20 protein-coding genes are annotated in these 26348 nt (G+C 41.7%); 3 read left to right on the forward strand and 17 right to left on the reverse strand.

The annotated features are described in order from the left end of the window. Positions 1-3 precede the first annotated feature (3 nt). The 4 genes from ACULLG_RS00390 to ACULLG_RS00405 are packed head-to-tail and all read right to left on the reverse strand — an operon-like array spanning position 4 to position 2177. Positions 4-855, reverse strand: coding sequence for a DUF5777 family beta-barrel protein (locus ACULLG_RS00390; RefSeq protein ID WP_452124782.1), 852 nt, complete (start codon positions 853-855; stop codon positions 4-6). 5 nt (positions 856-860) lie between these two features. After that, positions 861-1247 carry a hypothetical protein gene (locus ACULLG_RS00395; protein ID WP_452124783.1) on the reverse strand — a complete coding sequence of 129 codons (387 nt, stop codon included), beginning with the start codon at positions 1245-1247 and terminating at the stop codon, positions 861-863. After that, positions 1244-1807 carry a YceI family protein gene (locus ACULLG_RS00400; RefSeq protein WP_452124784.1) on the reverse strand — a complete coding sequence of 188 codons (564 nt, stop codon included), beginning with the start codon at positions 1805-1807 and terminating at the stop codon, positions 1244-1246. The genes ACULLG_RS00395 and ACULLG_RS00400 overlap by 4 nt, the downstream gene beginning before the upstream one ends. A 7-nt stretch (positions 1808-1814) precedes the next feature. Further along, the gene (locus ACULLG_RS00405; RefSeq protein WP_452124785.1) at positions 1815-2177 is read right to left on the reverse strand and encodes a hypothetical protein; all 363 of its coding nucleotides are present in this window, start codon (positions 2175-2177) and stop codon (positions 1815-1817) included. A 237-nt stretch (positions 2178-2414) separates the two neighbouring features. On the opposite strand from ACULLG_RS00405, the gene ACULLG_RS00410 reads away from it, so the two are divergent. Beyond that, positions 2415-3521 carry a LytR/AlgR family response regulator transcription factor gene (locus tag ACULLG_RS00410; protein ID WP_452124786.1) on the forward strand — a complete coding sequence of 369 codons (1107 nt, stop codon included), beginning with the start codon at positions 2415-2417 and terminating at the stop codon, positions 3519-3521. A 14-nt stretch (positions 3522-3535) separates the two neighbouring features. Here ACULLG_RS00410 and ACULLG_RS00415 read toward each other — a convergent pair whose 3' ends face one another. From ACULLG_RS00415 to ACULLG_RS00440, 6 genes are all read right to left on the reverse strand, one after another. Continuing rightward, positions 3536-3718, reverse strand: a complete 183-nt coding sequence (locus ACULLG_RS00415) for a CPXCG motif-containing cysteine-rich protein (RefSeq protein ID WP_452124787.1) — start codon at positions 3716-3718, stop codon at positions 3536-3538. Positions 3719-3721: 3 nt separating this feature from the next. Continuing rightward, the gene (locus ACULLG_RS00420; RefSeq protein ID WP_452124788.1) at positions 3722-5047 is read right to left on the reverse strand and encodes a TolC family protein; all 1326 of its coding nucleotides are present in this window, start codon (positions 5045-5047) and stop codon (positions 3722-3724) included. A gap of 15 nt (positions 5048-5062) precedes the next feature. Further along, on the reverse strand, positions 5063-8338 hold the full coding sequence (locus tag ACULLG_RS00425) for an efflux RND transporter permease subunit (RefSeq protein WP_452124789.1): 3276 nt from the start codon (positions 8336-8338) through the stop codon (positions 5063-5065). Further along, positions 8335-9471: an efflux RND transporter periplasmic adaptor subunit gene (locus ACULLG_RS00430; RefSeq protein WP_452124790.1), complete on the reverse strand. Its 1137-nt coding sequence runs from the start codon at positions 9469-9471 to the stop codon at positions 8335-8337. Before ACULLG_RS00430 ends, ACULLG_RS00425 begins: the two co-directional genes overlap by 4 nt. Positions 9472-9624: 153 nt before the next feature. After that, positions 9625-10509, reverse strand: a complete 885-nt coding sequence (locus tag ACULLG_RS00435; protein WP_452124791.1) for a leucine-rich repeat domain-containing protein — start codon at positions 10507-10509, stop codon at positions 9625-9627. 138 nt (positions 10510-10647) lie between these two features. After that, positions 10648-12561 carry an ABC-F family ATP-binding cassette domain-containing protein gene (locus ACULLG_RS00440; RefSeq protein WP_452124792.1) on the reverse strand — a complete coding sequence of 638 codons (1914 nt, stop codon included), beginning with the start codon at positions 12559-12561 and terminating at the stop codon, positions 10648-10650. A 98-nt stretch (positions 12562-12659) separates the two neighbouring features. Between ACULLG_RS00440 and ACULLG_RS00445 the strand changes: the two genes are divergently transcribed. Beyond that, positions 12660-13052 (forward strand): DUF983 domain-containing protein, encoded by a 393-nt coding sequence (locus ACULLG_RS00445; protein ID WP_452124793.1) that lies wholly within the window; start codon positions 12660-12662, stop codon positions 13050-13052. Between the two features lie 663 nt (positions 13053-13715). On the opposite strand, the gene ACULLG_RS00450 is transcribed toward ACULLG_RS00445, so the two are convergent. After that, entirely contained in the window at positions 13716-14780 is a 1065-nt protein-coding gene (locus ACULLG_RS00450) for an NAD(P)/FAD-dependent oxidoreductase (protein WP_452124794.1), read from the reverse strand. 648 nt (positions 14781-15428) lie between these two features. Here ACULLG_RS00450 and ACULLG_RS00455 point away from each other — a divergent pair. Continuing rightward, positions 15429-16967: a putative metal-binding motif-containing protein gene (locus tag ACULLG_RS00455; RefSeq protein WP_452124795.1), complete on the forward strand. Its 1539-nt coding sequence runs from the start codon at positions 15429-15431 to the stop codon at positions 16965-16967. A 770-nt stretch (positions 16968-17737) separates the two neighbouring features. On the opposite strand, the gene porN is transcribed toward ACULLG_RS00455, so the two are convergent. The 6 genes from porN to topA all read right to left on the reverse strand — a co-directional run bounded on the left by porN (position 17738) and on the right by topA (position 26335). Further along, complete coding sequence (porN, locus tag ACULLG_RS00460) at positions 17738-18640, reverse strand: type IX secretion system ring protein PorN/GldN (RefSeq protein ID WP_452124796.1); 903 nt, start codon at positions 18638-18640, stop codon at positions 17738-17740. A 23-nt stretch (positions 18641-18663) separates the two neighbouring features. Continuing rightward, a complete protein-coding gene (gene porM, locus ACULLG_RS00465) occupies positions 18664-20235 on the reverse strand; it encodes a type IX secretion system motor protein PorM/GldM (RefSeq protein WP_452124797.1) in 1572 nt (523 codons plus the stop codon). A 64-nt stretch (positions 20236-20299) separates the two neighbouring features. Continuing rightward, positions 20300-20950 (reverse strand): type IX secretion system motor protein PorL/GldL, encoded by a 651-nt coding sequence (gene porL / locus ACULLG_RS00470; protein WP_452124798.1) that lies wholly within the window; start codon positions 20948-20950, stop codon positions 20300-20302. A gap of 84 nt (positions 20951-21034) precedes the next feature. Then, positions 21035-22414 carry a type IX secretion system lipoprotein PorK/GldK gene (porK, locus tag ACULLG_RS00475; RefSeq protein ID WP_452124799.1) on the reverse strand — a complete coding sequence of 460 codons (1380 nt, stop codon included), beginning with the start codon at positions 22412-22414 and terminating at the stop codon, positions 21035-21037. Between the two features lie 121 nt (positions 22415-22535). Beyond that, on the reverse strand, positions 22536-23693 hold the full coding sequence (locus tag ACULLG_RS00480) for a formimidoylglutamase (protein WP_452124800.1): 1158 nt from the start codon (positions 23691-23693) through the stop codon (positions 22536-22538). Positions 23694-23851: 158 nt separating this feature from the next. Then, on the reverse strand, positions 23852-26335 hold the full coding sequence (gene topA / locus ACULLG_RS00485; RefSeq protein ID WP_452124801.1) for a type I DNA topoisomerase: 2484 nt from the start codon (positions 26333-26335) through the stop codon (positions 23852-23854). Positions 26336-26348 lie beyond the last annotated feature (13 nt).

A 26348-nucleotide genomic window follows, 5' to 3' on the forward strand; every position in this document is an offset into this window, starting at 1 on the left:
AATTTAAAATACCCTTGAGATATTGAATCCGAAAAAAATATCGCCATTGCCCCAATCTCCGGTTGTTTGCCCCAGAAAGTTGTTGATGTTCATTGGTTGTGCATTTGTAAAATGCAGTTGAAAAACATGTCCTCCGGTTTCCAAATCAAATCCTATGGAAAGTGGATTTTTGAACGGGGAAGTTCCCGCTCTGTTAAGATGGATTCCATAATCCATGTTTATACTCCACCGCTTGGTCAGTTTATGCCTTCCTCCTATCCCCAAGGCATATTGCGAATTATCTTGTTCAGTAACGCTTACCAGATTGTTATGGAAAAAGGTCGGTGCCAATTGCAACGAAAGATTTTTATTCACTTTTCTTGAAATCAAGGCCTGCGTAGCATATCCAAGCTTGTGCTTAAACTCCAATCCAGGCAAGGTTTCCTCATCTAAGAATGTATTTATCTGAGCGCTGCTATACCATACAATGGTTAAGGGAAAGCTCCCTTTTTTTTGCCTTGTCAACCTCAGTTTTAGGGAACCTTCATAGGTTTTTTGAAATGAACTTCTTGAAACGCCCACATTGATACCATCTGTGATGCCATAGATCAAGTTTAACCTAGTAACGGCCTGGTCCAAACCAAAGAAATCCTCTATTCCTGTTTTAATGGAACCAAAACGGTGTGATACAACAAAGTACAGTTCTTTCTCCGACACCATTTTGGTAGATTCAAAATTTACAACCTTTAACCCCTTAAAAGCAGCAGTCTCAAAGTTATCGGCAGTTTCCAAATCTATTTCATCCAATAGGTCCTGTCCTAAAACAATTTGGGGCAGTAAAGCCAAAAGGACCAAAAGTTTTTTTATGTTTTTCATGTTCTTTAATCGGTTATAGTTGCTTGGTCAATCTTAACTAGTTCAAGAAGATCATCATATCCGATGCATCTTCCTTTGATGGAAATACGACTTCCATCTTCGACCTTGTATTGCAGGGCACTTATGAAGTTCACCTGCACTTTGTTGTCCAGAGTCAGTGAATTTTTATCCATCTCCGTTATTTTTCCTGATATAATCATCACTTGATCTATATAACGGTTGCCCTGTTCGTTTTGGAATCCAGAAAAAAGTTCATTGGCCGATAATTCATATTGAGCGGCTTCCTCGGCAATATTTCTTTGCCCCGGATTAATGTATTTGTAGCCCACAAGTAAAATGATGAATACCAACAGCACTAGGGACAATACCGTCAAATTCTTTTTGGTCATCATTTTTTACTCAGCTTAAAATCAATTTTCACTTGTACTTCCTTTGCAATCTTATTTCGGACAATTTTTGGGATTTTAATATCAAAATCAGCTGGTGTCACTACAAAATCTCCTATCATTTGGAGCATGTCATTTATCCGTTGCATTCGAACCGTTGTGATAATTTCCTTGTCTTCGCCATGAAAGGTCAGTATGCCCTTGAGATTCACGTTGGTGACCTCAGAACCTAACTCATCAAAATCAAAATCCTGTAATTGCCCTTTGAACATTGCCTTGGGATAGGCTTCTGATTCGGCATAGTTCTCGTTAAAATGCTCTTGGATTAGGGAATTCTTGAATTGAAATCCAACAACCAGGGCCAATGCTGCAATCCTGTTGCTCTCAGAATCATAAATGGTTGTAACGGTTCTGTTGATTGCCTTGACCTCTTCAAAAACATCTTCAGAAGCTTCAAAGATGATTATCCCGTTTTTGTCGATAAATTTTTCCTGGGCCTGTAATTGCAGGGTACCTAAACCAATGAGAAGACACCCTGCAATTCCCTTTATCAAACATCTAACCATCCTCTGATCAGTTTTCTGGGGTTCCCGCATCGATCCATTGCTCGAACAAATCGATGGTCGATTGTGATAATCGACCCGCAGGAGGCATCGCCCTTGTCTCTCCAGTTTGTCTGCTAATTGCGGTGAGTATGGAACTAGCCCTACTACTTACATCACTGAACGTGGTCAGTGAAAAGGGTGCCCCATTGGCCGTTGGGGAACCATGGCAACCCAAGCAATTACTGCTAACAATGGCACTAATACGGCTCTCATAAGTAATTGCGCCATTTCCAGGGCCGTCATCGGTTAAATCGTCCTCACTTTCACTCGAACAACTGGCAATCATTGCCAATGCCATTACGGCGGAAAAGAGCATTAAACTTTTTTTCATAATGTCGGATTTGTTAAGTTGATGGCGTTGAAGCCAAATCGAATTTTGATAAATCAAAACAAGTAAAAATCCCTCCCGTGTACCTATAAAATGTGGGTGAACGGGAAATAACGGGCTTGATGCGGAATATTTTGGGTTGAAAGGAATATCCAGATTTGAAGTTTTCATCAATTCCTTCATAAGGTTTTGATTGGTAGCAAAATCATTATATATTCGGGAAAAACAGGGATAATCCTCATGCGAAAAGACAGGCTCTATTTCTTGACTTTTATCACCATAGCCGTTATCTACACGATTATCGCCAGTATTGCCCTACATTATATTAATAGATCTGAAACCATTACTTTGCTGGAAACCTGTTTGGAATTCAGCAAAAACGAAACCAAGACTTTTGCCACATTGGTAAGCCATCAAATAGGCACTGGTATTGGCAAGGAGGCGGTCATCCAAAATGTGCAGCAAAGTCTTCAAGAAACGGATTTGGATATTGGATATTTAAGTATTCTGGATTGGTCTGGGGAGATTATATGTCATCCCGATGTCAGAAGGGTCGGGGAGCAAGCAGCTGCCACAAAGTCCTTTGTTTCCTCAGTGACCGATGAGCTTACCCCTGACAGTTTTTATGCCCAGTTGAAATCTAGATTAAAGGAAATGGAGAGTAATGGGTCAGATGGTCTTGTAAACCCATCTGAAGTAATTCATATGCACTCGGTTGCTGGCACCGATTGGATCGTAGCAGCCCATATTGGACTGAGCAAGATTTCCACAAAGCTCAAGGAAATGCGGAGCCGATTCTACTCCATTTTTATAATTATGGGGCTTTTGGTCGTCCTCACCTATGTGGTTGCAGTAAGATTGCTTGGAAGCGCTTATGAGAAACGACTTGAGCTAAAAAACAAACAATTGGAAGACGAGGTGTTCAACCTTTCCAAATTGAACCGGGCTGTTGGGGATTATCAGCAACGTGTTCATGATTCGACAAAGGTGGAGTCGGAAGATACTCCCTCCAAAAGACGTATACTTACCTATTTGCGGGACGAGTTACTTTCTATCCCCATTGAAGAAATAGCCCATATTTACACGGAAAACACCATCACCTATGTCGTTTGCTATGACGGTAAACGCTCTACTTCCAACTCTAGTCTCGAAGAACTGTTTTCCCAATTGGACAGCGCACATTTTTTTAGGGCCAACAGACAATCCATAATTGCCATATCGAGCATTGATAAAATTGTTAGATATGGAAACAATCAACTAAAAATTTTGGTGACACCCAAGCCAGACACCAACATCATTATTAGCAAAAACAAGGCGGCTGAGTTTAAACAGTGGTTGAATCTTTGATTCTTGTACTTGTATCATTGCCCCAGCTCCCTTGCTTCAAAATCTAGGAGTTCATTGTTTTCAAATGCCTGGGTTACCTCAATAGGATTGCAACATACCTCACAGTCCTCAATATATGTTTGCTTTGAGACCGAATTATCCAAAAGAAATGAAATTTCCTCCCAGCAATACGGACATTGGAAAAAGTGCTCGTACATAGGTCAAAATGCTACATTCAATAGTTGACCGCTTACCTGTAGCATTTGAAGTTCAGCTAATTTTGCACTGTACTTGGCCTGGCTTTTCACCAATTCGGCATTGAGTAGATTCAATTGGGCCTGTCTAAATTCTATGGAAGTTGCTTGACCCAGTTTATATTTTTCATTCGTGCGGTTAAAATTGTCTTGGTTGGTCTGCAAGTTCTTTTCTTGCACTTCCAAAACATAAAGGGCATTGGTATAGCTGTCCCAAGCATTTCTGATGTCACGTTCAACTTCCAACTCTATTTGTTTTTTGAGCAACGCTTGGTTCTCATAACCAATTTTTACGTTTTTGATTCCGGTAATACCCCGACCACCATCAAAAATATTCCAAGATAGATTTACCGCACCGGTCAATCCGGTTGAGGTGTTTTGAATCAAAAAAGCTAAAGGACTGTTATTATTGGATTCGTTCCATCCATACGTACCGGTTAACCCAATTGTTGGCAGAAAGACACTTTTGGCGGCTTTTACGTCATAATTCAAAATGTTCATGTCTTTTTCAACCAATTGTAATCTAATGTTGTTCGATTTGGCCTCATTGTACATGTCTTCCATTTGCAGGCCCGGAACAAAATTCACCGTGGTATCCGTAGCAAATTGCGCTTCTAAGTTTTGGTTGAGGACCAGATTCAAATCTCGCATGGTATTGCGCAATTGCTGTTTGGAATTTAATAGATTGATGCTATCTGTGTTGATATCCACCTCAGCATTCAACACATCAAGTCCGGTATTTTGACCGTATTCAAATTGATATTGCGTACGTTTTAACCGGTCTTTTGAAATTTCAAGGGCTTCTTCCAAATTCTTGGTATTCTCGGTCAAACGAGCAGCTTCGTAGTATACCGTGAACAATTGCAAAATCGTATTTTCAATGGTCTGCCTTACCTCAAGCTCTGATTGTTGCGAACGTTCTTGGAAGCTTTTATAGCTGTAATGACGGTTTAATCCATCAAAAAGGGTATAATTAACATTCACCGAGGCATTATATCGTCTTGTTTCCGCCCCATCTGCTGTACGCGTATCCCCACTGGCCAATTGGCCTTCTGTATTTTGTTTGTCTATACTTCCTCCGGCATTCGCGGTAACTGTTGGAAGATACCCTGAATTTAGGATGCTGGCGTTGTTTTCATCAATTCTCTTGGTATTTTTTGCCACTTGAATCCCCAAATTATATTCCAAGGCCATGGCTATCGCTTCGTCTTTTGTAAGCAATTGATCCTGAGCTTGTACAGCCACGGAATACAGAAATAAACAAAAGGGCAGGAAATGTAAAACTCTTCTCATTCTACTTGTTGCTTCTTATATCACTTTTGGAGATTCTTCTTGAAGTTCTTTATGACTCGCGCTTCCATTAAGTTGATGCGTGCCTTCCTCCAACATATGTTGTTCTTCGTTTTGTTCTTTAATGGCACGCTCTACTTCCTCACGAGTCGTTCTTTCGCCTGTCCACGCCCTTTTTGCCAATACTTTGACATTATTTCCGAAGGAAAGGAACAAGGGCAACATCAACAAAGTGAGCACAGTTGCAAACCCAATTCCGTAGGCTATGGAAATGGCCATGGGCTTTAAAAATTGTGCTTGTCTACTTTTTTCCAAAAGCAAGGGAGCCAAACCGGCAATTGTTGTCACAGAGGTTAAAAATATGGCCCTAAAACGGGAACGTCCAGCTTGGTAAAGCGCTTCGTTGAAATCCAATCCATTTCTGAGGTTTATATTGAACTTGCCGATAAGCACAAGCCCATCGTTGACCATAATTCCGATAAGGGCAATAATCCCCAGCATGGACAATATATTGATTGGGAATCCATGGAACCAATGTCCCCAAGCAACAGCTGTAAGGCTAAATGGAACCAACAATATCAACAATAAAGGTTGACTGAAACTGCGGAAAGTAAAGGCGATGGTGACATAAATCAAGAACAAAACAGATAGGCCAACAAAAGTCAACGAATCCAAAAGTTTGTTTGCCTCTCTATTTTGACCTTCAAATGAAGGTGTTATAGATGGGTATTTGGATTGGATATCGGGCATTACTTCATCCTTTATCCAAGTCATGGCATCTGTACCACTGGTAGTATTGGGGTCCGTTAAATCGGATGAAACTTGAATTTCGCGCTGGCTGTCCAAATGGTTGATGGCCACATCACCACGTTCAATAGTATAGTTGGCAATCTCCTTCAGCGGAATACGCTCCCCGGTCGGTGCAAGAATCCGCATATCGTCCAAATCCGTAATAGAAGATCTATTTTCACGGTCATAACGCACCCATACCCGAATTTCGTCCTGCCCACGCTGAAACCGCTGTGCTTGGGCTCCAAAAAATCCTGCACGTACCTGGTTCATCACCGTTCTTAGATCAAGTCCCAACAAATACGCATTTTCTTTGAGCTCCAAACGAATCTCCTTGATTCCCGCCGGATCATTGTCCGCTACATCCTTAAGCAAGGCATTGTTCAGTAAAGCCGTTTTCAACTCAGCTTTGGCCGCCTTTAGTTCGGCGATATTATTTCCCAAAAGGGAGACGGAAACGGGATCACCTCCAAAATTCCCCCCCGATCCATAAATCAAGCTTTCTACTCCGATTACTGGGCCGACAAGTTCGCGTAAACGTCCTGTGACCAAATCGGCCCGAATCTCATCAGGGCGTTCTTCCCCGGGCAGTAAATTGATCACCAAAGTTGCCGCTGATGATCCGGGGCCCACATTTTTGAGCATATTTTCGAAAAGTACTTTGTTCGTTCCTTTTAGATATTCTTCAGTAAGCTCTTGGTTCACCATTTGGGCTTTTTCCTGAATCATGCTGATGATGGAATCGGTAACTTTTTCATTGGTGCCATTAGGCATTTGCAATTCAACTGCAATACGGTCACTTGCGATTCTTGGAAAAAAGGAAGTTCGTATAATACCTCCTCCTATGGATCCAAAAGTCAAGACCAGGGCCATAAAAAACAAGGCGAAAGTCAAAAGTTTATACTCCAGGGTAAATCGTAGCGCCGGACTATAAAGCTTGTCGCGCATCCAAGCCATTGCTTGATCACCCATTTTATTGATTACCCTAAGTTTGGCAAATGCCTGCCCAATGCTCGATTTTGGACCTTCTTTCTGCGGACGCAATGCTTTTGAATGTGCCAAATGTGCTGGCAAGATGATGAGCGCTTCAACCAATGAAACCAAAAGCGTCAACATTACAATTACCGATACTTCTCCAAAGAAATCGCCTATTCGCCCATCCAAAAACAAGAAAATCGAAAAGGCAAGAATCGTGGTAATAATGGCTGAAAGAATGGGAGGAATCACTTCCATGGTTCCATCAATGGCAGCTTGTACAGGTGTTTTCCCTTTTTCGTAATGTTGATAGATATTTTCAGCAATTACGATTCCATCATCCACCAAAATCCCGATCACAATGATCATTCCAAACAAGGAAAGCACATTAATTGTGACATTGAGCATGGGTGCAAAAATGAACATTCCCAAAAATGCAATGGGCAATCCGAAGGCCACCCAAAACGCCAATCTGGTATTTAGGAACAGGGATAGGAAGATGAGTACCAATACCATACCTACGATCGCATTTTCTGTGAGCAAGTCGGTACGCTGGGTCAGTGTTTTTGAAAGGTCACGAACCACGTCCAAATGCACATTGGTGTATTTCTGATTAAATTCATCAATGTACACTTTTACATTTTCAGCGGAACCAATTAGATCTTCGGTGTTTGTACTGGTTACGGTAACATTGACGGACAATCCGTCATTGTAATAAGAGGCATTTGGTGTTTCAGAAAACCGATCTCGTATGGTGGCCACATCTTTTAGGCGGATTGTTTTGCCACTTACATCGGCCCTAACAATAACATTGGAAAGTTCATCTCCATAATACGAACGGTTATTGGCCCGAATCAGATATTCTTCGGAATCTGTTTTAATATTTCCGCCTGTGACCAGAATATTGGCATTTGAAACTGCTTGGGCCACTTCGTTAAAGGAAATATTATAGGCCAAAAGACGATTTTCGTCCACCGCAATTTCAATCTCCTCGTCCGGATAGCCGGAAATATCAATTTGTGAGATGCCCTCTATAGCCCTAAGATCGTTTTCAATTTGACGACCAATCTGTTTTAAGGTTGCCAATGGTATGTTCTCTCCACTTACCGCAAAACTGATGGTGGGCCTAACTGGTTCTAACTTTGAAACCACTAGTGGCTCCATTCCTGTTGGAAAAGTTGGTACTCTATCCACAGCATTCTTTACTTCCAACAACATGAAATCAATATCCCTTCCCTTTTCAATTTCAACATTGATAGATCCGCTGTTTTCTCTTGAAGTAGAGGTGACCCGTTCCACCCCTTGCAGGCCTTTCAGGTTGTCTTCAATTTTGAGCACAATACCCTCCTCGACCTCCTGTGGTGAAGCACCGGGATAGGTAATATTGATCAAAACATTTCTAGATTCCACCAATGGAAAAAAGGAGGATTTTAAGGAAAAAGCTCCTACAAGCCCAAAAATGAAGAATGCAATAATGATTACGTTAACCGCAACATGGTATTTTATAAAATAGGAGATGACTTTCTTCACGATTTGGCTTTTTTGGATTTTGTACTATCAAAAACCCTGACCAACATTCCTTCATAAGCCCCGGTCATTACCTTAGTAACAATTACTTCATTGTCCGGAACACTCTTTAAGACGACCTTCTTATCCGTAAAGTACATTGGTTTAACATCAATTAGATCAAGAATGGAATCACGTACCACAAAGATCTTGTTGTCCTCTAACAACAGTGAGCGATCTATTTCTATGGCATTTTCTTCTTCTCTGGCAGCCAAATTGGCCTCTAAGTATTGCCCTTCTTTCAAGTTCTGGTCACTTACCTCAATAAAAACGGTAATTGTTTGGGAATTTTGGTCCACTCTTCCGTTTACCCGGACAACCTTTCCAACATAATGTTGGCTTTTGTCCAAATTGGTCAGTTCTACCTGCTTTCCAATCTTTAAAAAGTCCCCAAAAGTTTTGGGAATGGAAACTTCCAGCTCATATGCTCCTATATTGATATACTCTCCCAATTTTTGCCCTGACCGTATCAAAGTACCCTCGGTGACCAAAGCTTCGGTCAAAACTCCTTTAAATGGAGCCGAAATGGTATATTTTGACAGTCGTTGTTCCAAATTTTTTACATTGTAATAACTCCCGACAATTCCCCTTCCTGAAACAAAGAATTTTTCTTTTTCGGAATCCATTTCCGGCAACTGGGGCGTGGCTTTATTTAGGTCAAAATTATTGAGGTAGGTCTGCCATTTTGGATAAACATCCCCGTAGTCCAATCGCAAGTCAGGCATGATGGAGGTTAGCAGATTGTACAAATTGCTTTTTGCCGATTGTACACTGGCATAATATTCATTGGCATCGATGCGAATCAAGGTCTGGCCCGTATTGTATTCCTGTCCTGTTCTAAATAGCTTGCTGCCCGACCTAAAAACACCTTGAACCTCTGAAAACAATTCGACCCTCCTCTTTGCCTTTAGATTGCCATTGGCCGGAATTATTATGGGAACCGTTCCATTTTTAACGGTATCCACAAATACCGTTTTGATTACTTTTTGGGGTTCTGGTCTTCTATTTTTCTTGCTTCCAGCAATTTTCTTTGCAAAAAAGATCGACCCAAAAATAATGAGCCCGCCCACAACGACGGAAATAATCAACTTACGCATGTTGGATTGAATTAGCTTTGCAAAGCTATTAGCTGTTTTAGGTGCTTTAGGTTAAATATTTCATAAATGTGCGACCTAAGCCCTAAATAAAAAGCATAAAAAAAGGGGATACACGCCTGTATCCCCAAACCAAACAAACTAAAGTATAACTAACTACTCATTATCGTCATCGTCTTCAAATTTTGTATCCGCCATGCGACTACGTTGAAGCTGTATATCATTGAACCGCGGATTCAAGCTTTTCTCGTCCGTGTCAAAGACCAGAAATTGTCTTGTATCCATTTGTTTGAGCCCAGTATAGGAATCAAAGCGGTTGTTTTGTATCTGTAATATTTTAAGGCTTGCCAATTGGCTGAATTCGGCGGGGATTTCACCCCCCAATTGATTATTTGCCAACACTAATTCCCTTAGTTGCCCCAATTGTCCCATCGCTACGGGAATTGATCCTTCCAAATTGTTTTCAAAAAGCCCTAAAGCTTCCAATTTGGTGAGATTTCCGATAGAATCCGGGATAATCCCTTTAAGGTTGTTACTCGAAAGATTGAGTTCCCTTAGATTTTTCAACTCCCCAAATGTTGCTGGAATGGAACCGTTCAAGAAATTATTGAACATGGAAAACACCTCCAGTTCTTGAAGTTGTCCTACACCTAGCGGCAATGAACCTTTAATGCGGTTCATTTCCAATCGTAGCACTTTCAAGCTTTTGAGCTTTACAATGTCCTTGGGTAAAACTCCGGTAATGCTGTTGAACGCTAAATTTAAATGGGTCAAGTACCTGAGCCTTCCAATACTTTCAGGTAATATTCCTGATAAATTATTCCTAAAAAGGTTGATGGAAACAACATGTCCATCCTTCAGCGTAACACCTTTCCATGTGTCTACAGAAGCTTCCAAATCCCATGGAATGCTCCAATCTGATCCATTGGTACTATGGTATAAATCAATTAGCGCCGTTTTTTCCTTTTGTGAAACCTCAAAATTTCCCAATAGCAAGGCCGGAACTAAAAGTAACGTAGAGTAGATAATGGTCAGTTTCATAAAGGTTGAAAATTCAATTTATAAGAATTTACCTACAAATTAACACTAGAAACCAAGTTGCTACAAATTAATTAGGTGTAACAGGGAAATTTTGTTGTAAATGTGCCGAATTGTGTGGTAAAGGATTATTTATCACTACTAATCCAGCGATTCCAGCTCTTGGGATAGCTTTTCCCAATCCTCCATCAATAGCTCCAATTGGTCTTTTTTGCCTTGGTAATCATCAAAAAAGCCGGGTTTGGCAATGGTGGCATCATAATCCATGAGCATTTGGTGGTCAATTTCTGTAATATCCTTTTCCAATTCCGAAATTTTCTTTTCCACACCGCTCAATTTGTTCTTAAGCGATTTGACCTTTTTTTGAGCTTTGTAATCATTTTGCTTTGGGGTTGCATCAGCCTTTGGTTGACTTTTTTTATCTCCTTTTTCAATTTTTCGGAAATCTTCGGCCTTTCGTTGTTCCAAGTAAAAATCGATATCGCCCAAATATTCTTTGATGTTCCCGTCCTTGAATTCGTATACCCTATCGGTCAATCCTTGAAGAAAGTCCCGGTCGTGTGAAACCAAAATAAGGGTGCCCTCAAACTTTTGCAGAGCTTGTTTCAGTACATTTTTGGATTTAATGTCAAGGTGATTGGTAGGTTCATCCATGACCAACACATTAAAGGGCTGCAACAGCATTTTTGCCAAGGCCAAACGATTTCGCTCTCCTCCGGAAAGCACCTTTACATATTTGTCCACCTCATCTCCGCGAAACAAAAAGGACCCTAAAATATCGCGTACCTTGCTTCGGTTTTTTTCGTTGGCGGCATCGATCATGGTATCCAGCACCGTCTTGCTCCCATCCAAATATTCGGCCTGGTTTTGGGCAAAATATCCGATCTGGACGTTATGCCCGATCTTCAATCTTCCGGTGTGATCCAACTCGCCGACCATAATTTTGGCCAAGGTGGTCTTTCCTTGTCCATTTTGACCCACAAAAGCTGTTTTGCTACTACGTTCCAACAAAAGATCAATTCCGGTCAGTACATGATTATCCCCATAACTCTTCGAAAGCCCTTCCAGTTCAGCAATCACTTTACCTGGTGTAATGGAAACCGGAAACCGGACATTCATCACGCTATTGTCCTCTTCATCCACCGCTATACGTTCGATTTTATCCAGTTTTTTAATCAGAGATTGCGCCATCGAGGCTTTGGAAGCTTTTGCACGAAACTTCTCAATTAGTTTTTCTGTCTGCTGAATCTGCTTTTCCTGATTTTTTTGGGCATTCAATTGCTGTTCCATGATTTCCCTACGGTGCACCAAAAATTTGGAATAGGGTTTATTGTAGTCATAAATCCGTCCCAACGAAATTTCTATTGTTCTGTTGGTCACATTGTCCAAAAACATTTTATCGTGGGAAACGATCACCACCGCTCCAGAATAATTTTTCAAAAATTGCTCCAACCAAATAATGGATTCAATATCCAAATGGTTGGTCGGCTCATCCAAAAGCAGTACATCGTTGTTTTGCAAAAGGAGTTTTGCCAATTCAATACGCATTCGCCATCCACCGGAAAAGGTATCCGTAAGCATATTGAAATCGCTTCGTTTAAAACCCAATCCCAACAATACTTTTTCCGTATCACCTTGGTAGTTGTACCCGCCCAAAATCTCATACCGATGGGTCACATCAGTCAAATCTACCATCAACTGGTTGTACAGCTCACTTTCGTAGTCCGTGCGCTCAGCGAGTTGTTGGTTTATTTCATCCAACTTCTGCTCCAATGCCTTTATTTCATGAAATGCCTGGTAAGATTCCTCCAGAACGGTCCGCCCATGCTCAAAATCGATATCCTGTTTTAAGAACCCGATCTTAATATCCTTTTCCATCGCGATGGTGCCCGAATCTGGGGCCATTTCTTTGGAAAGCAATTTCAACAAGGTGGATTTTCCAGCGCCGTTTTTTCCAATAAGCCCTACGCGGTCACCTCCATTTAAACGGAAGGAGATCTCCTCAAAAAGATATTCACCTCCAAAAGCGACGGAAAGATTATGGATATTAAGCATAGTTGTAATAAAAATTCATTATGTTAAAATCAACTTTTGGTATGGCCATTGGACCGCAAAAATAACCACAAATCTTACTTTTGCTAAAAGCCTTGCAAATGTTAAAAAAAGGAAGCAAACTCTACAGTATTTTAACAGGAAGTTGCCCAAAATGCCATGAGGAAAGCATGTATGCCAATAAAAATCCGTATGCTCTTTCGCAATTGTTCAACATGCACGAACGATGTTCCAACTGCGGCACAAAATATAAGATAGAACCTTCATTCTTTTATGGTTCCATGTACGTAAGTTATGGAGTGGGAATCGCTTTTGCAGCTGCCGCTTTTGTAATAGCTTTTTTAATTCTGGATGCATCTTTGATAACAACCTTCATTGCCATTGTGGCGACCTTGGTTGTTTTTTTGCCTGTTATTATCCGCTTATCGCGAAACATCTGGATCAATTTCTTCTTCAAATACGAACCAGAGGCAAAAAGTCAGGTTAGCCAATAACAGTTTGACACGAATTGCAATGAGATTTAGGAATCAAGAGTCAAAATACAAGACTTGGAATATTTGGATTGCTGGATTGTTAGATTTTTGGAATTTGGAGCTTAAAATTTGCATACTAACAAGCATAAACTCCTTCCCTTGGCCAAGGGAAGGTGGATTGACCCAAAGTGTCAAGACGGAAGGGATTGATCTCCACACACAATTTAGCTCCTCACCCTTTTTTAGGGAGAGGTGTCCACCTTAGGTGGACGGAGGGGGAGGTGTTTCACAAACCAGCTCCTTCCCTTAACCAAGGGAAGGTGGATTGACACAAAGTGTCAAGACGGAAGGGATTGATCTCCACGCACAATTTAGCCCCTCACCCATTATCCTGAGCTCCTGCCTTCCGAAGTCTCGTACGGAGGACTGGTAGTCAAAGGGAGGGGGAGTTTTGCATCAAGACAAAATGAACAAACTAGAACACTTGAAGCCATTATAAACGTGAAAAATGCAACTATAACACTTCGACAGGCTCAGTGTGACAGTTCAGGACACGGGAAAGGAACAAGGGAGAACAAACAAAAAAAGCTCCTCACCCTTAAAAGGGGGAGGTGTCCACCTTCGGTGGACGGAGGAGGTGTTTTGTATCAAGACAAAATGAACAAAAAGTTTCTTTAGACAAACTCAGTGTGATTGCTCAGAATAATATTTTTTGGTAAATCGGTCAATGTTGATTTCGACATCAAGACTAGCTCCCTTCTCAATAAAATGGAACAACTGCTCAGACGCATACGAAGCAATAAGCACACCCCTAGATCCAAAACCGTTCAACACAAACAGGTTTTTATGCTCAGGATGCCGGCCCACCAACGGCCTTCTGTCCACCACTGTGGGTCTAATTCCTGCGACATGATCCACCACCTCAAAATCACATTTCAGAAAAGTCTTAAGTTTCTCCAACAACTCCGTTTTGGCTTCGTCGGTAGGTGTATTGGTCTTGTCTTTCCATTTGTAGGTTGCCCCGACCAGGTACATATCTTCCCTTAAGGGAATGGTAAAAACAGCCGACTTGATCACATTCGTTTCTTGATAATCCGGAGCTTTAATAATCAACAGCTCCCCTTTGGTGCCATTTAAGGGTAGGTAACCAAAAAATGGATTGTTTTTAAGCCCGTAACCCTCACAAAAAACAATTTGCTTCGCTTTTATCGATTTGTACGAAATATGGTCCGAATGCGCCTTAAAATCATCAAAATTGAAAGATTCAGCAATTAAGCGCTCATTTTGACCTAAATATTCCGCATAGGAGGTAAGCAAAGTCTTGGTATCTATCCGTCCGGTATACTTTACCTCGCCAAACCCGAAGGGTGCGTCAATATTTGGATTATGGTTTTTAAGGATATCGGTCGACAAAAAATGATCAAGACCCGGTCGGTCCGAGGCCTCGAACCAAGCATTTTGTTCCTCGATGGAAGCAAACTTGCGCAATACCGGAATCTTATGATCCAGTTTCACCCCGAGTTTCGTTTCCAGATGCTGGTAAAAGGGCATGGCCATTTCCACTTGTTCCTTGGCCTTCCAAGCTAGGGTAAACCGTTTTAAAATAACAGGATTGTACAGCCCTCCGGCCACCAGCGAAGCCTGTTGCGAATTGTCCGAAATCACTTTATAGCGCTTCCCTGCCTTTTCCAAGGTTTCACAAAACGATATCCCGGCCAATCCCAGGCCAACGATCACGTAATCTATCATGCTGCAAAAATAGGGAAGGAGGTTGGATTAAGGGTTTAGGGTTTAGGGTTTAGGGTTTAGGGTTTAGGGTTTAGGGTTTAGGGTTTAGGGTTTAGGGTTTAGGGTTTAGAATGTAAAAATTTGGAAATGAATTAATTGCCTATTACCCATTGATCATTGTTAATTGCCCACTGTTCACTTTCCTGCCAACAACCGTTCTCGACCGCTCCTTCGACAGCACTTCGACAAGCTCAGTGTGACAGCTCAGGATGACAGCTCAGGATGACAGCTCGAACTGACATTGCCCATTGATAACTATTCACTGTCAACTGTTCACTGCTTACTGACATTGCCCATTGCTAATTGTTCATTGATAATTGTCAACTGTTTACTGTTTACTAACCCACTATTTCACCAACAACACCCTTAGCCCTCAACCCTCCACCTTTTACCCTTAACCCATTGTCCGAAACTTTTCAGCCGTCGTAGCCAAGCTACTTTGGCGAAGAAGGCTATTGTAGGCAACCCTTAGCCAATTGTCCGAAACTTTAGTGTAGGACAAACCGTCAACCCAAAAAGGCCATCCATCAATTCGCGCCCATTTTCTTCCGCCTCCCCTTTTAACTTGGTTCCAATTAACGAATAACGAATCATTAAAATTTAAAATGTATGGAAAAGAAACACATATTCCATTTGTTCTTGGCCCTCGGTCTTGTTGTTTTGGTCATTTCGGCCTGTAGCAAAGACGATGGCTGCGAAACCCAGACCTATTACCTAGATGCGGACAACGACACCTTCGGTGACAGCTCCAAATCCGAGACCGCCTGTAAAAAACCCGAAGGCAATTATGTACTGGTGGGTGGCGATACCAATGATGGTGACGCCAACGTAAACCCAAATTGTACCAATGTCTTTTATAAAGACAGTGATGACGATGGTGAAGGCGACCCCAACCAGTCCATTACAGTTTGTTTGGCACCAGAAAACGAAAATTATGTTACAAATGCCCTAGACCCCAATGATGCGGATGACTCCATCACAAGTAATTGCGCCGAAGCAGCCAGAAAAAAGTTCTACGTAGATGCAGATGACGATGGTTTTGGAGTGGAAAGCGAATTTATACTGGCCTGTACCGAACCTACAGAAGGCAACTATACCGATAACGCCGTTGCCTTTGACTGCAACGATGATAACGAGAACATTAACCCCGATGCACAGGTCACTTATTATTTGGATAGTGATGAGGACACCTATGGCGACCCGAACATGACCGAAATTGTAAGCTCCTGTGATCCAGCCCCTGAAGGCAATTATGTATTGAACGGTGATGATTGCGATGACGGCAACAAGAACGCTTATCCCGGCGCGCCCGACATTACCTATTATTTAGATGCGGATGACGATGGTTATGGCAATAGCAACGAGTCTGATATACGGAGCGCATGCGACCCCGTCCCAAATTTCAACTATGCTTTGGAAGGTGGGGATTGTAACGACCAAGACGAAACCATTTACCCTGGTGCCGACGATGCCCCCAACGATGGAGTGGACAGCGATTGTGATGGCACGGAGGAGGCTATTGTTTGGAGTGGTCCGGACTTACAGTTTAATCAACCAGCAAATTCAAATTGGGTTGATAATCCTCAATATCACGATCAAATCACACAGAATGTTGCCCTTACCCGTTCAAACGGAGGTCTCTCTGGCGAGTACATAACCAACATCCAATGGTGGGCAGATAACTTTAACCAAGCACCCAATCCAGCAACAGATTTAGCTTGGGAGCATTTTGGACCATCCTTTTCCCCAGATGCAAATGTTGGAAGCACACCACCCAGTGGAGGCCCCTACGGATTGAAGTGGGCCATTTTAGAACAAGGGGGGAATACTGAAAGTTGGGATAGTTTTGATAATTACGGCACATTAGGAAATAGCAGTAATTTTTACACACTGAACAATATTATTGCAATTTGTAGATTAATGGATGGTAATTATTCTTTAGATGGCATTGTCGATGATTTTTATGTTGCTTCTTCTGATTACGGTGATGAAGACCTCACGGGTTTTGATTTCCCTGCTTTAATTGGAAAAAAATTAGGTGTATGGATTGTGGAAGAGAACATATATTTTACCATCACCTTTACAGAACTAAGTGATTATAACCAAGGAGGTTCTATGACGTACACCCGTTCCACGCCCAACAATTAACAATAAAACCCCCTATTTGCGAATGCAATGTAATGTTTCATTCATTGCAGTTTCTAAGGCCCCGGGATTTTTCCCGGGGTTCTTTTTTTGGGTAAAAACTTAAAAAAAAAGCTCCTTCCCTTGGATAAGGGAAGGTGGATTGACACAAAGTGTCAAGACGGAAGGGATTAAAAACAGGTTATTGTCCTACCCTTTCCGTCCCTACGGGACACCTTTCCCTGCCTGTCCTCCGTACGAGACTTCGGAAGGCGGTTGCGGAGGGAAAGGAACAAGTTGGAACAAAAAAAAAGCTCCTCCCCTTGGACAAGGGGAGGTGTCCAGCAAAGCGGGACGGAGGGGATTGAAAAAATATTATTAATCTTACCCTTTCCGTCCCTTCGGGACACCTTTCCCTGCCTGTCCTCCGTACGAGACTTCGGAAGGCGGTTGCGGAGGGAAAGGAACAAGTTGGAACAAACAAAAAAAGCACCGCCCCTTGTCCAAGGGGAGGTGTCCCGCAAAGCGGGACGGAGGGGATTGAAAAAATATTATTAATCTTACCCTTTCCGCTGTTGCTACGCAACGCAACCTTTCCCTTCCTTCGACAAGCTCAGGATGACGGGGAAAGGAGCTTTTATTACCATTATATAATAAAAAACGCCGCTCAATGGAGCGGCGCCTGTATTACTTTGAATTGGAAATGTAAATTGGTTTGTGGGGTCCCGACCTACGTCGGGATTAATTCAGCCTACATCCCTTTTTCGTCAATGACTTCAAAGGGCTGGGCTTCATTAATAAGCCCACATATCTTGTTCCCTATCCCGGATAACCTCTTTGATTCGTTTGGCCTCCAAGAGTTGGAACAAGGCATTGTCAAAAACGTAGTCGTCAATCTCACGGTCACCGTGAACATTGTCCTCCTTATAGATCACTCCATTAAAACGACGTGCGTTCAACAGCATATCAAAAGAGATTGGTCGGGCGGAGTTGCGCTGGTTGTACACCTTTGCTTCGTGCAGAATCTGTCTTGCAGCTGGGTACCAGACCCAAAACAATTCTACCTTATTCTCACCCGGATCTACGGACTCGTCATCGATAAAGTTTACGTCAGGTGCTACTGGTGCTATACCCAACAGCCTATATTTTAATTCTCCCTGACGCTTATCGAAATACCAGATTCCCTTTGTACGATACTCTTCAATATCGGCTGCATTTAAATCCCTTTGGTTTATAAATTCCGCAGAAATCTGCTCTCCAGCGTTCAATTGCTCATATCCAAGGTCGGTGGTATCGACTTTGCTCAATGTAGCGGTCAAATCATCAAACTTTCGCTTTTCAGTGAAGTATGAATCCGTATATACTTCGGTCAGGTTACCATTTTTGATGTTCTTCATCAAAACATGGTAAAGCGACCTTCTGTCCGCCCCAATACCTATGGTATCGGTTGGGTAGTATAATGGAAAATTAACACGCTCGTCCAAGTCAATTACTTCCCATACGGTTTTGGACCAAAGAATATCTCTATCATCCACATAACCATATTTTAGGGGAGCGTCATTGTCTTGCTCTATTTGAGCTTCCGTCTTTATACCTATTTCATCTGGCAATTTGGCGTTCAAAATGTTCGCCTGGGCCATCATTGATACGGGCAATAAGCTTAAAGCTCCAATTAAAAATGCATTTTTCCAATTCATGATTTACTAACTTCTATACTTTATTAGTTTGTAAGTTCTACAACAACAGGAGAAATCTTCTTCAGCTTATAGCTTCTGTTGTTTGTAATGTATGCCTTGATATCGAATATCTGAACGGCTTCACCACGCTTAGCTCTTTTCAAAGCAGATTTGGCTCTTCCATCCAATTTATTACCGTTTACAGTGATTGTAGGTTGACCTGGCACTTTGAACTTAAATCCGCTAACGGCAAGGTTCAAATCAAAATCGAAGTCTTCCAACATTGCACCTACAGTAGAAATCTCAAGGTTTCTTCTTGGCATTTTAACACTACCTGCTTCACCACGTACGGTACCTCCTGGTCTTGGAATATCCTTGATACGGAAGGTTGCAGGTGTGCTGATTCTTTGACCATCAGGCAATACACCGGAAGCACTGATCGTAACTTCTCTTCCTTTACCTGGGTTCATAACATATTTGCTACCCGCTCTTCTGGATAAACCAGGGGCAGAGGCAGTAACTTTGTTATCAGGAATTCCAGGAATGGAGATGGTCATTGGGTTAGAAACACCACGGTATACCACATTCATTTTATCGGCAGCGATTACAGCAGCATTGGGCTTGTTGATCGTAGAGAAGGTATTCTTTACTTCAACAGGAACCTCGTTACCATCTTGCATATAAACCAATTCACCTTTAAGTTCGTGGTCTCCGGCAGCACCGGCACTGATCAATAGTTTTACGCCACCAGCTTCAAGCTCGTAGTCTCTTCCTTCTTTCAATTCTCTACCATCCAAAGTCAAGTTTGCTTTTTCTGGCTTGGCAGTCTTGTCGGTTTTACCAACAACAATACTACCTTGGAATTTTTCACCGGAATAGAAAACTGATTTTTCCTGCTCCAACAAGGTTGAAAAGTTCTTCAACGAAACAGCCTCAGTCAAGTTACCTTCCAAAAGACCTTTAAGAACTTCTTGCTCGGTAGCTTTGATATCAGCTTGTAGTTGTGTGACCTTGGTCAAAGAAGCCACAAGAGGATATCCCTCAAAGTGGTAGTTGATCCAATCTACTTTTACTTTATCTCTAAGTCTGGTAACCTTACCATTCTCATCACCTGTTTCAAATCGGGTCTGAACAGCTCCTTTTATCTCTCCCATGTTTTCTGGAAGGGCAGTGGAGATTTTTTCCCTGTAATCGTTCAATCTTGATAAAAACTCCTGACCTTCCGGCTTTAAGTTATCACCTTGAAAGAATAGGTTGTCCAAATAATCCGACTTATCCATTACAACATAGTTGTTTGGATCTTCTTGATCGGCCAACATCCCTTTTTTCAACTCCTCCAAATATTGGTAATACTCTTGTGAAAGTTGCTTTACGGTCTGAGCCTTCTCGAACAACGGACCATACTTGATTGCATCTTCTGAAGCTTTGGTCTCCAAACCTTCAAAATAAGCCAAGTTATTGGCGTCCGCCTTTTCGTTGGAAGTCTCCAGCTTTGCATTCATTAATCCGAATGCGGCCAGTACTTCCTTACTCATATTTAATGCCAACATCGCGATGAAGATCAAGTACATAAGGTTGATCATCTTCTGACGTGGTGATTGTTTTCCTGATGCCATGTTATTTTCTAATTAGAATTATTAATTAATTTGATCTGGGTTTGGTATATTAATTAAACCCTAATTAGTTTTTGCTCATGGCAGAAAGCATACCTCCGTAAACTCCATTTAATGAAGAAAGGTTGGTAGCCAAAGATTCCATTTGCTCTTTAAGAGCACCTGCATTCTGTACAACTTCTTCGTTGATAGAAGCTTGACGGCTAGCGCTTTCCAATTGTACTTTGTACAAGCTGTTCAAAGACTCCATTTGAGCTGCAGCATGTGACAACTCTTCAGAGTACTTTTTAGTGTGCTGGATAGCATCGGTTGTAGGGGCAATACCTTTGGCAGCACCTTCAAAATTCTTGATGCTCTCACCCAAGCTTGAGAAAAGCTCAGAATCGATATTGGCCTCTTTTAAAAGATCATCCAGTTTTCTTGAAAGAAGACCTTCAGCTTCTTTGGCTTGCTTAGCGTCATTTTTGTTTCCTTTAGACTGACCATTGGCCAATTCTGGATAAACCAAAGACCAATCGTACTCGTCGTCTACTGGTTCAAATGCCGAAATAGCGAAGATCAATGCTTCAGTAATAAGTCCGACAGCAAGAAGCAATCCACCGGTCAGTGGTCCAAATTCCCAGTGAAGGATCTTAAATAGTGCACCAATAATTACTACTGATGCTCCAAGCCCGTAGGCCATGTTAAACAGCTTTTTTGTTGATTTTGACTGTGCCATAATTCTAAATTTAATTAAGTTATATAAATAAGTATTTGGTTACTGGTTTATATAATGTTCTCTTTTCTTTTGCAATGATAACAATTAGTTTGGAAGTCCTTGCCCCTTCGTTGAATCCTCTTCGCCCATATAATCCTGAACGGTTCTGAATCCAATATAACTACGCGCAGAATCTTGGTATTCGTAATCCCTGGTACTTACCTGCAAGAAGTAAGCAACATCTTTCCAAGATCCTCCACGGATCACTTTTCTTTGGTTTTGACCTGAACCGATATTCGGATTCATGGTCGATAGGTATTCGTAAGCGCCCTGGTCAAAGCTAGAGCTTGTCCATTCGGCTACATTACCTGCCATATTGTAAAGATTGTATTCATTTGGCTCATAGGACTTTGCTTCCACGGTGTAGAGAGCGGCATCTGCAGCATAATCTCCACGTTGTGGTTTAAAGTTGGCCATAAAACAACCGGTATCACTAATTACATATGGCCCACCCCATGGGTATGTTCCTCCTTCGATACCACCTCTGGCAGCATATTCCCATTCGGCTTCTGTTGGTAACCTAAATTGGTTTACAAACTGCTTGCCTCGATCTTTTTGATCGTCATTCTTAAACTTGGTTCTCCAGTTACAGAATGCCTTGGCCTGCATCCAGTTTACTCCAACAACAGGGTAATCGCTGTACGCATCGTGCCAAAAATAATCGTTGTGCATGGGTTCGTTATAGGAGTATTCAAAATCCTTGATCCAAACTGTGGTGTCGGGATAGATTTCGGCCACTTCTTGTCTTATGAAGTCTTTTCTGCGCCCTGTTTTAGCTCTGGCCGCAGCTTCTATGTCCATCCAATTGTACTTGTACTTCAATTGGGTGACATCCAATGTTCTTAATCCATTATAGCTTTCTTCCTCTGGAAGGTATAACGAATCCATAACCTCGGCATAATACTCATCTGGATATTCAGAGGTGTCCCATACTAGGTCAACATCGGTGTTTAATGCTCTTCCTTCGTATCCTGTTTCACCAAGACCGGCATAATTGTCGAGCATATATTTTTCATAAACGGAGATTTTGGTGGTATCGGTATCTTTAAACCCATACTCTCCAATGCCTTCGTCTTCAGGTCCAAATCCCAACTCATCGGCTAAAATTGCCAATTTGGTTCTTGTGATGGAATCTTTTACCCACTCCACAAATTGGCGATACTCACTATTTGTGATTTCCGTATCATCCATATAAAATGAACGAACGGTTACGGTTCTTGTGGGTGCGTTCAAAACTTTCGCCTGATCTTCTTCAGCTTTACCCATAACAAAGGAGCCCCTCGGAATCAATTCCATTCCGTAAGGTTTTTCCGGGTACCATTTTTTTCCCTTGACCCCGACCAGTTCACCTTTTGACTTTGAATTTGAACCGCAACTTGCGAGTAAAAAAACAAATGCTATAGATGAAAAGAATAGCTTTCTCATACTTTAGGTTAAATTTTCGATTTAAGATTACAAACTGTGCAACACAAATTCATTATTCATCAAAACTGATTTTTGAACAATTTATTGTGTAAAAACACTTAATGCTTAAAATTTAATTTGTTTAGTTAAAGCCCTTTCTATAAGCTTTAAACCACCTTTCTGGAATGTTCTGGTTGCAAGCATCCAAATAGTCCCCTTCGGTGCAAGGTAATAACGCCACCGAATTTGTTTTAGTATGTTCGGGCAAAATTGAGGGTACCTCTACCCACCAACGCTCGGTAACATGGCTCTTGTAGAAGATGAGCTCTTCGGTATCAGTGGGCACTGTGAACTTAGTAAAATCCTCGCTTTTGGAACTGGGGAATTCCTTGATCCTAAAACTAATGCCCTCAATAAAATACCAAATGATCTGGGCGATCATCTGAAAGGCTTGGGGGGAATTCTCTCCTTCGTAAATACCGAACAAGGAAACTTTGTCGCTAATGCCGGCATATCTTGCTATGGCACAAATCTCCCTTCCGGTAAATCCATTGGGTGAAAAATTGGGATGCAACCCCATTTCCCCCGCCCGTATGGCGCGAAGGTCCATGCTAACAATATGTGAGTTTCGAAGTACTGGTTCGGCCAGTTCAATATTGGCGGCAACCTCACCCAACCGATAGGCATCAAAAAAAAGACGCTCCATCAAATCCATTTCTTCTTGGGCATTGAAGTAACTCTGATATCCAATATTGGAAAAATTGAAAAGATTGTTAGGTTTATCTGTAATGATCTTGCTCATATACGAATGTGAAGAAATCAATTCATCATCCTCACCAAAATCGAAACGGCTATCTATCGAGACCAGATTGACCATATCCCTGATATTGTCAAAAGCCCGATAGGTAGGAAAGGTAATATCTTGTGTGGCACCTATTATAATAGGTATAATATTTTCCTCAAGAAGTCCGGCGACAATTTCCTTGACCACAAAATAGGTGTCCTCTACCGTGTCACCTTCTTCTACATCCCCGATATCCAATATGGTAGAATTCCAATTACCGGCCATGAGTCGATACAGTTGGATCCGGATGCCGTCCAAATCCAATTTATCCGGTTTCTTTTCAAAGGCGTTTCTGGATTCCAATACCCCAAATATGGCAACTGTGGCATTGGCAAAAACGGGCAAGCCTTTTTTTTCGGTATGCTTATAAATGTTTTTACCCAAGGCTTGGGGTGGCAATAATTCTGAAAATGCCAGGACTTTGTCTGTGACTGGAACCAAAAAATCGAATGCCATCTAGAGATTATTTGAAAATTGTTTTTTTAGGCTTCTTTTTACGCATTACTTCATTAAAAATTTTAAAGGTGACAGTTGGCCATCATTAAAAATTTCGCTTCGTACTGCATCAAAAATAATCTATAAAAAATTACAATCACAAAAATCCAAATCATCTCTTATTTCTTAGCTTTGGCTTTGGTTTTTTTCTTTGGAGTTTTCTTTTCTATAAGTGCTTGGGCCTCTTCCAAGGAAACTTTGGAGGCATCAACATCTTTGGACAATTCAACCTTTATTCTGCCCTTGATAATATTGTGTCTTCCCCAACGTGCTTTTTCGATGCGGATTTTTTCCTCTGGCCATTCTTGGACCAACTTCTCCGCTTCTTTAATTTTCTTTGCCTCGATCAGCTCAACAATATCATCTTTGGTCAAGTTATCAAAATCGTACTTTTTATTTACGTTGATAAACATTCCATTCCATTTAATGAAGGGGCCAAAACGACCAACGCCCTTGGTCACTTCCAAATCTTCATAATGAGCAATGGGAGCATCGGCTTTTTGTTTTTCTTTGATCAGCTCAATGGCGCGATCCATATCCACATCAAAAGCACTTTCTCCTTTGGCAAGTGAGATGAACTTTTTACCAAAACGGACATAAGGACCAAAACGACCAACATTGGCCTCAACATCTTCGCCTTCGTAAGTGCCCAGTTTTCTCGGAAGCTCAAAAAGTTCCATTGCTTCTTCAAAGGTGATGGTTGTTATGGACTGTTCTGGCAATAAACTGGCAAACAATGGTTTTTCTTCTTCATCAACCGTTCCAATTTGAACCATGGGTCCAAAACGACCCAATCGGGCAGCAACCTGTCTCCCAGATTTAGGATCCGTCCCCAATACACGTTCGCCACTTGCGCGATCAGCATTTTCCTCAACATCCATGACATTGGGGTGGAAATCTTTGTAGAATTCCTTCATCATTTTTTGCCAATCCTCATCTCCGGTCGCTATTTCATCAAAATTCTCCTCAACCTTGGCCGTAAAATTATAGTCCAAAATCGTCTTGAAATGATTCACCAAAAAATCGTTTACAATCATGCCGATGTCCGTGGGAACCAATTTTCCTTTATCGGAACCTATCATTTCGGAAAGTTTCTTTTCAGCAAGATTGCTTCCTTCAAGAATCAGCTGCGCATAGTTGCGCTCTGTTCCTTCCACTGTTCCTTTTTCAACATAACCCCTGTTTTGAATTGTGGAAATGGTCGGGGCGTAGGTAGATGGTCTTCCAATGCCCAATTCTTCCAATTTCTTTACCAAAGATGCTTCGGTATAACGATATGGGGGTCTTGAAAAACGTTCCGTGGCCGTAATAAAATTGTTGTGCAAGGATTCACTCACACTCAAAACTGGCAACATTCCTTCTTGCTCTTCAACACGATCTTCCTCGTCTATTCCTTCTAAATACACTTTCAGGAAACCATCAAATTTCACTACTTCTCCAGTAGCAACAAATTCTTCATTGTGGGTGCTTGCCTTCACCTTTACATTGGTGCGTTCCAATTGGGCATCGCTCATTTGCGAAGCCAAAGTTCTTTTCCAAATTAATTCGTACAATTTGGCTTGATCGCGTTCCAGGGACGGCGAAGCCAGTTTCATATCGGTGGGTCGGATGGCCTCATGTGCTTCTTGCGCACCTTTTGACTTTCCTGTATAATTTCGAACCTTACTATAGGCCTCACCATAATTTTTGATGATAGCGTCCTTTGCAGCATTTAATGCTTCGTTGGAAAGATTTACACTATCAGTTCTCATGTAGGTGATCAGACCAGCCTCGTACAACCGTTGTGCAACTTGCATGGTCCTGCTCACTGAAAAATACAGTTTTCGTGAAGCTTCTTGTTGTAAAGTAGATGTTGTAAAAGGAGCTGCCGGGGATTTTTTTGCCGGCTTTTTATCTAGATCGGCCACTGAAAAATCAGCTCCGATATTCTGTTTTAGAAAAGCTTCGGCCGCTTCCTTGGTTGCAAAAGTCTTGTTCAGCTTTGCTGAGAAAACGTTTCCGTTGCCATTTCTAAACTCTGCTCGAATCCTAAAAGATGCTTCTGGACTAAATGCCTCGATCTCTCTTTCGCGCTCCACAATCAAACGCACTGCGACCGATTGTACACGTCCTGCCGATAATCCCGGTTTTATTTTTTTCCAAAGCACCGGTGATAACTCGTATCCTACCAAACGGTCCAAAACCCTTCTTGCTTGTTGTGCATTCACCAAATTGTAATTGATCTCGCGAGGATTTTCAATTGCCTTTTGAATTGCGGATTTGGTAATGGAGTTGAAAACTATGCGCTTTACCTTGTTCTTATCCAATTTTAATGCTTCCGCCAAATGCCAAGAAATTGCTTCCCCCTCGCGGTCCTCATCACTGGCCAACCAAATGGTTTCTGATTTTTGAGCTAGATCTTTCAGCTTTTTAACCAACGCCTTCTTCTCCTTGTCAACGATATATTTTGGCTTAAAATCGTTTTCAACATCAACCCCAAGTTCTTTGGAAGGAAGGTCTACAATGTGTCCGAAACTGGATTCGACCTGATAGTCTTTTCCTAAAAAACGTTCAATGGTTTTTGCTTTTGCTGGTGACTCAACAATAACTAAATTCTTAGGCATGCAATGGATTTTG

Source organism: Flagellimonas sp. 2504JD1-5 (assembly GCF_053618295.1).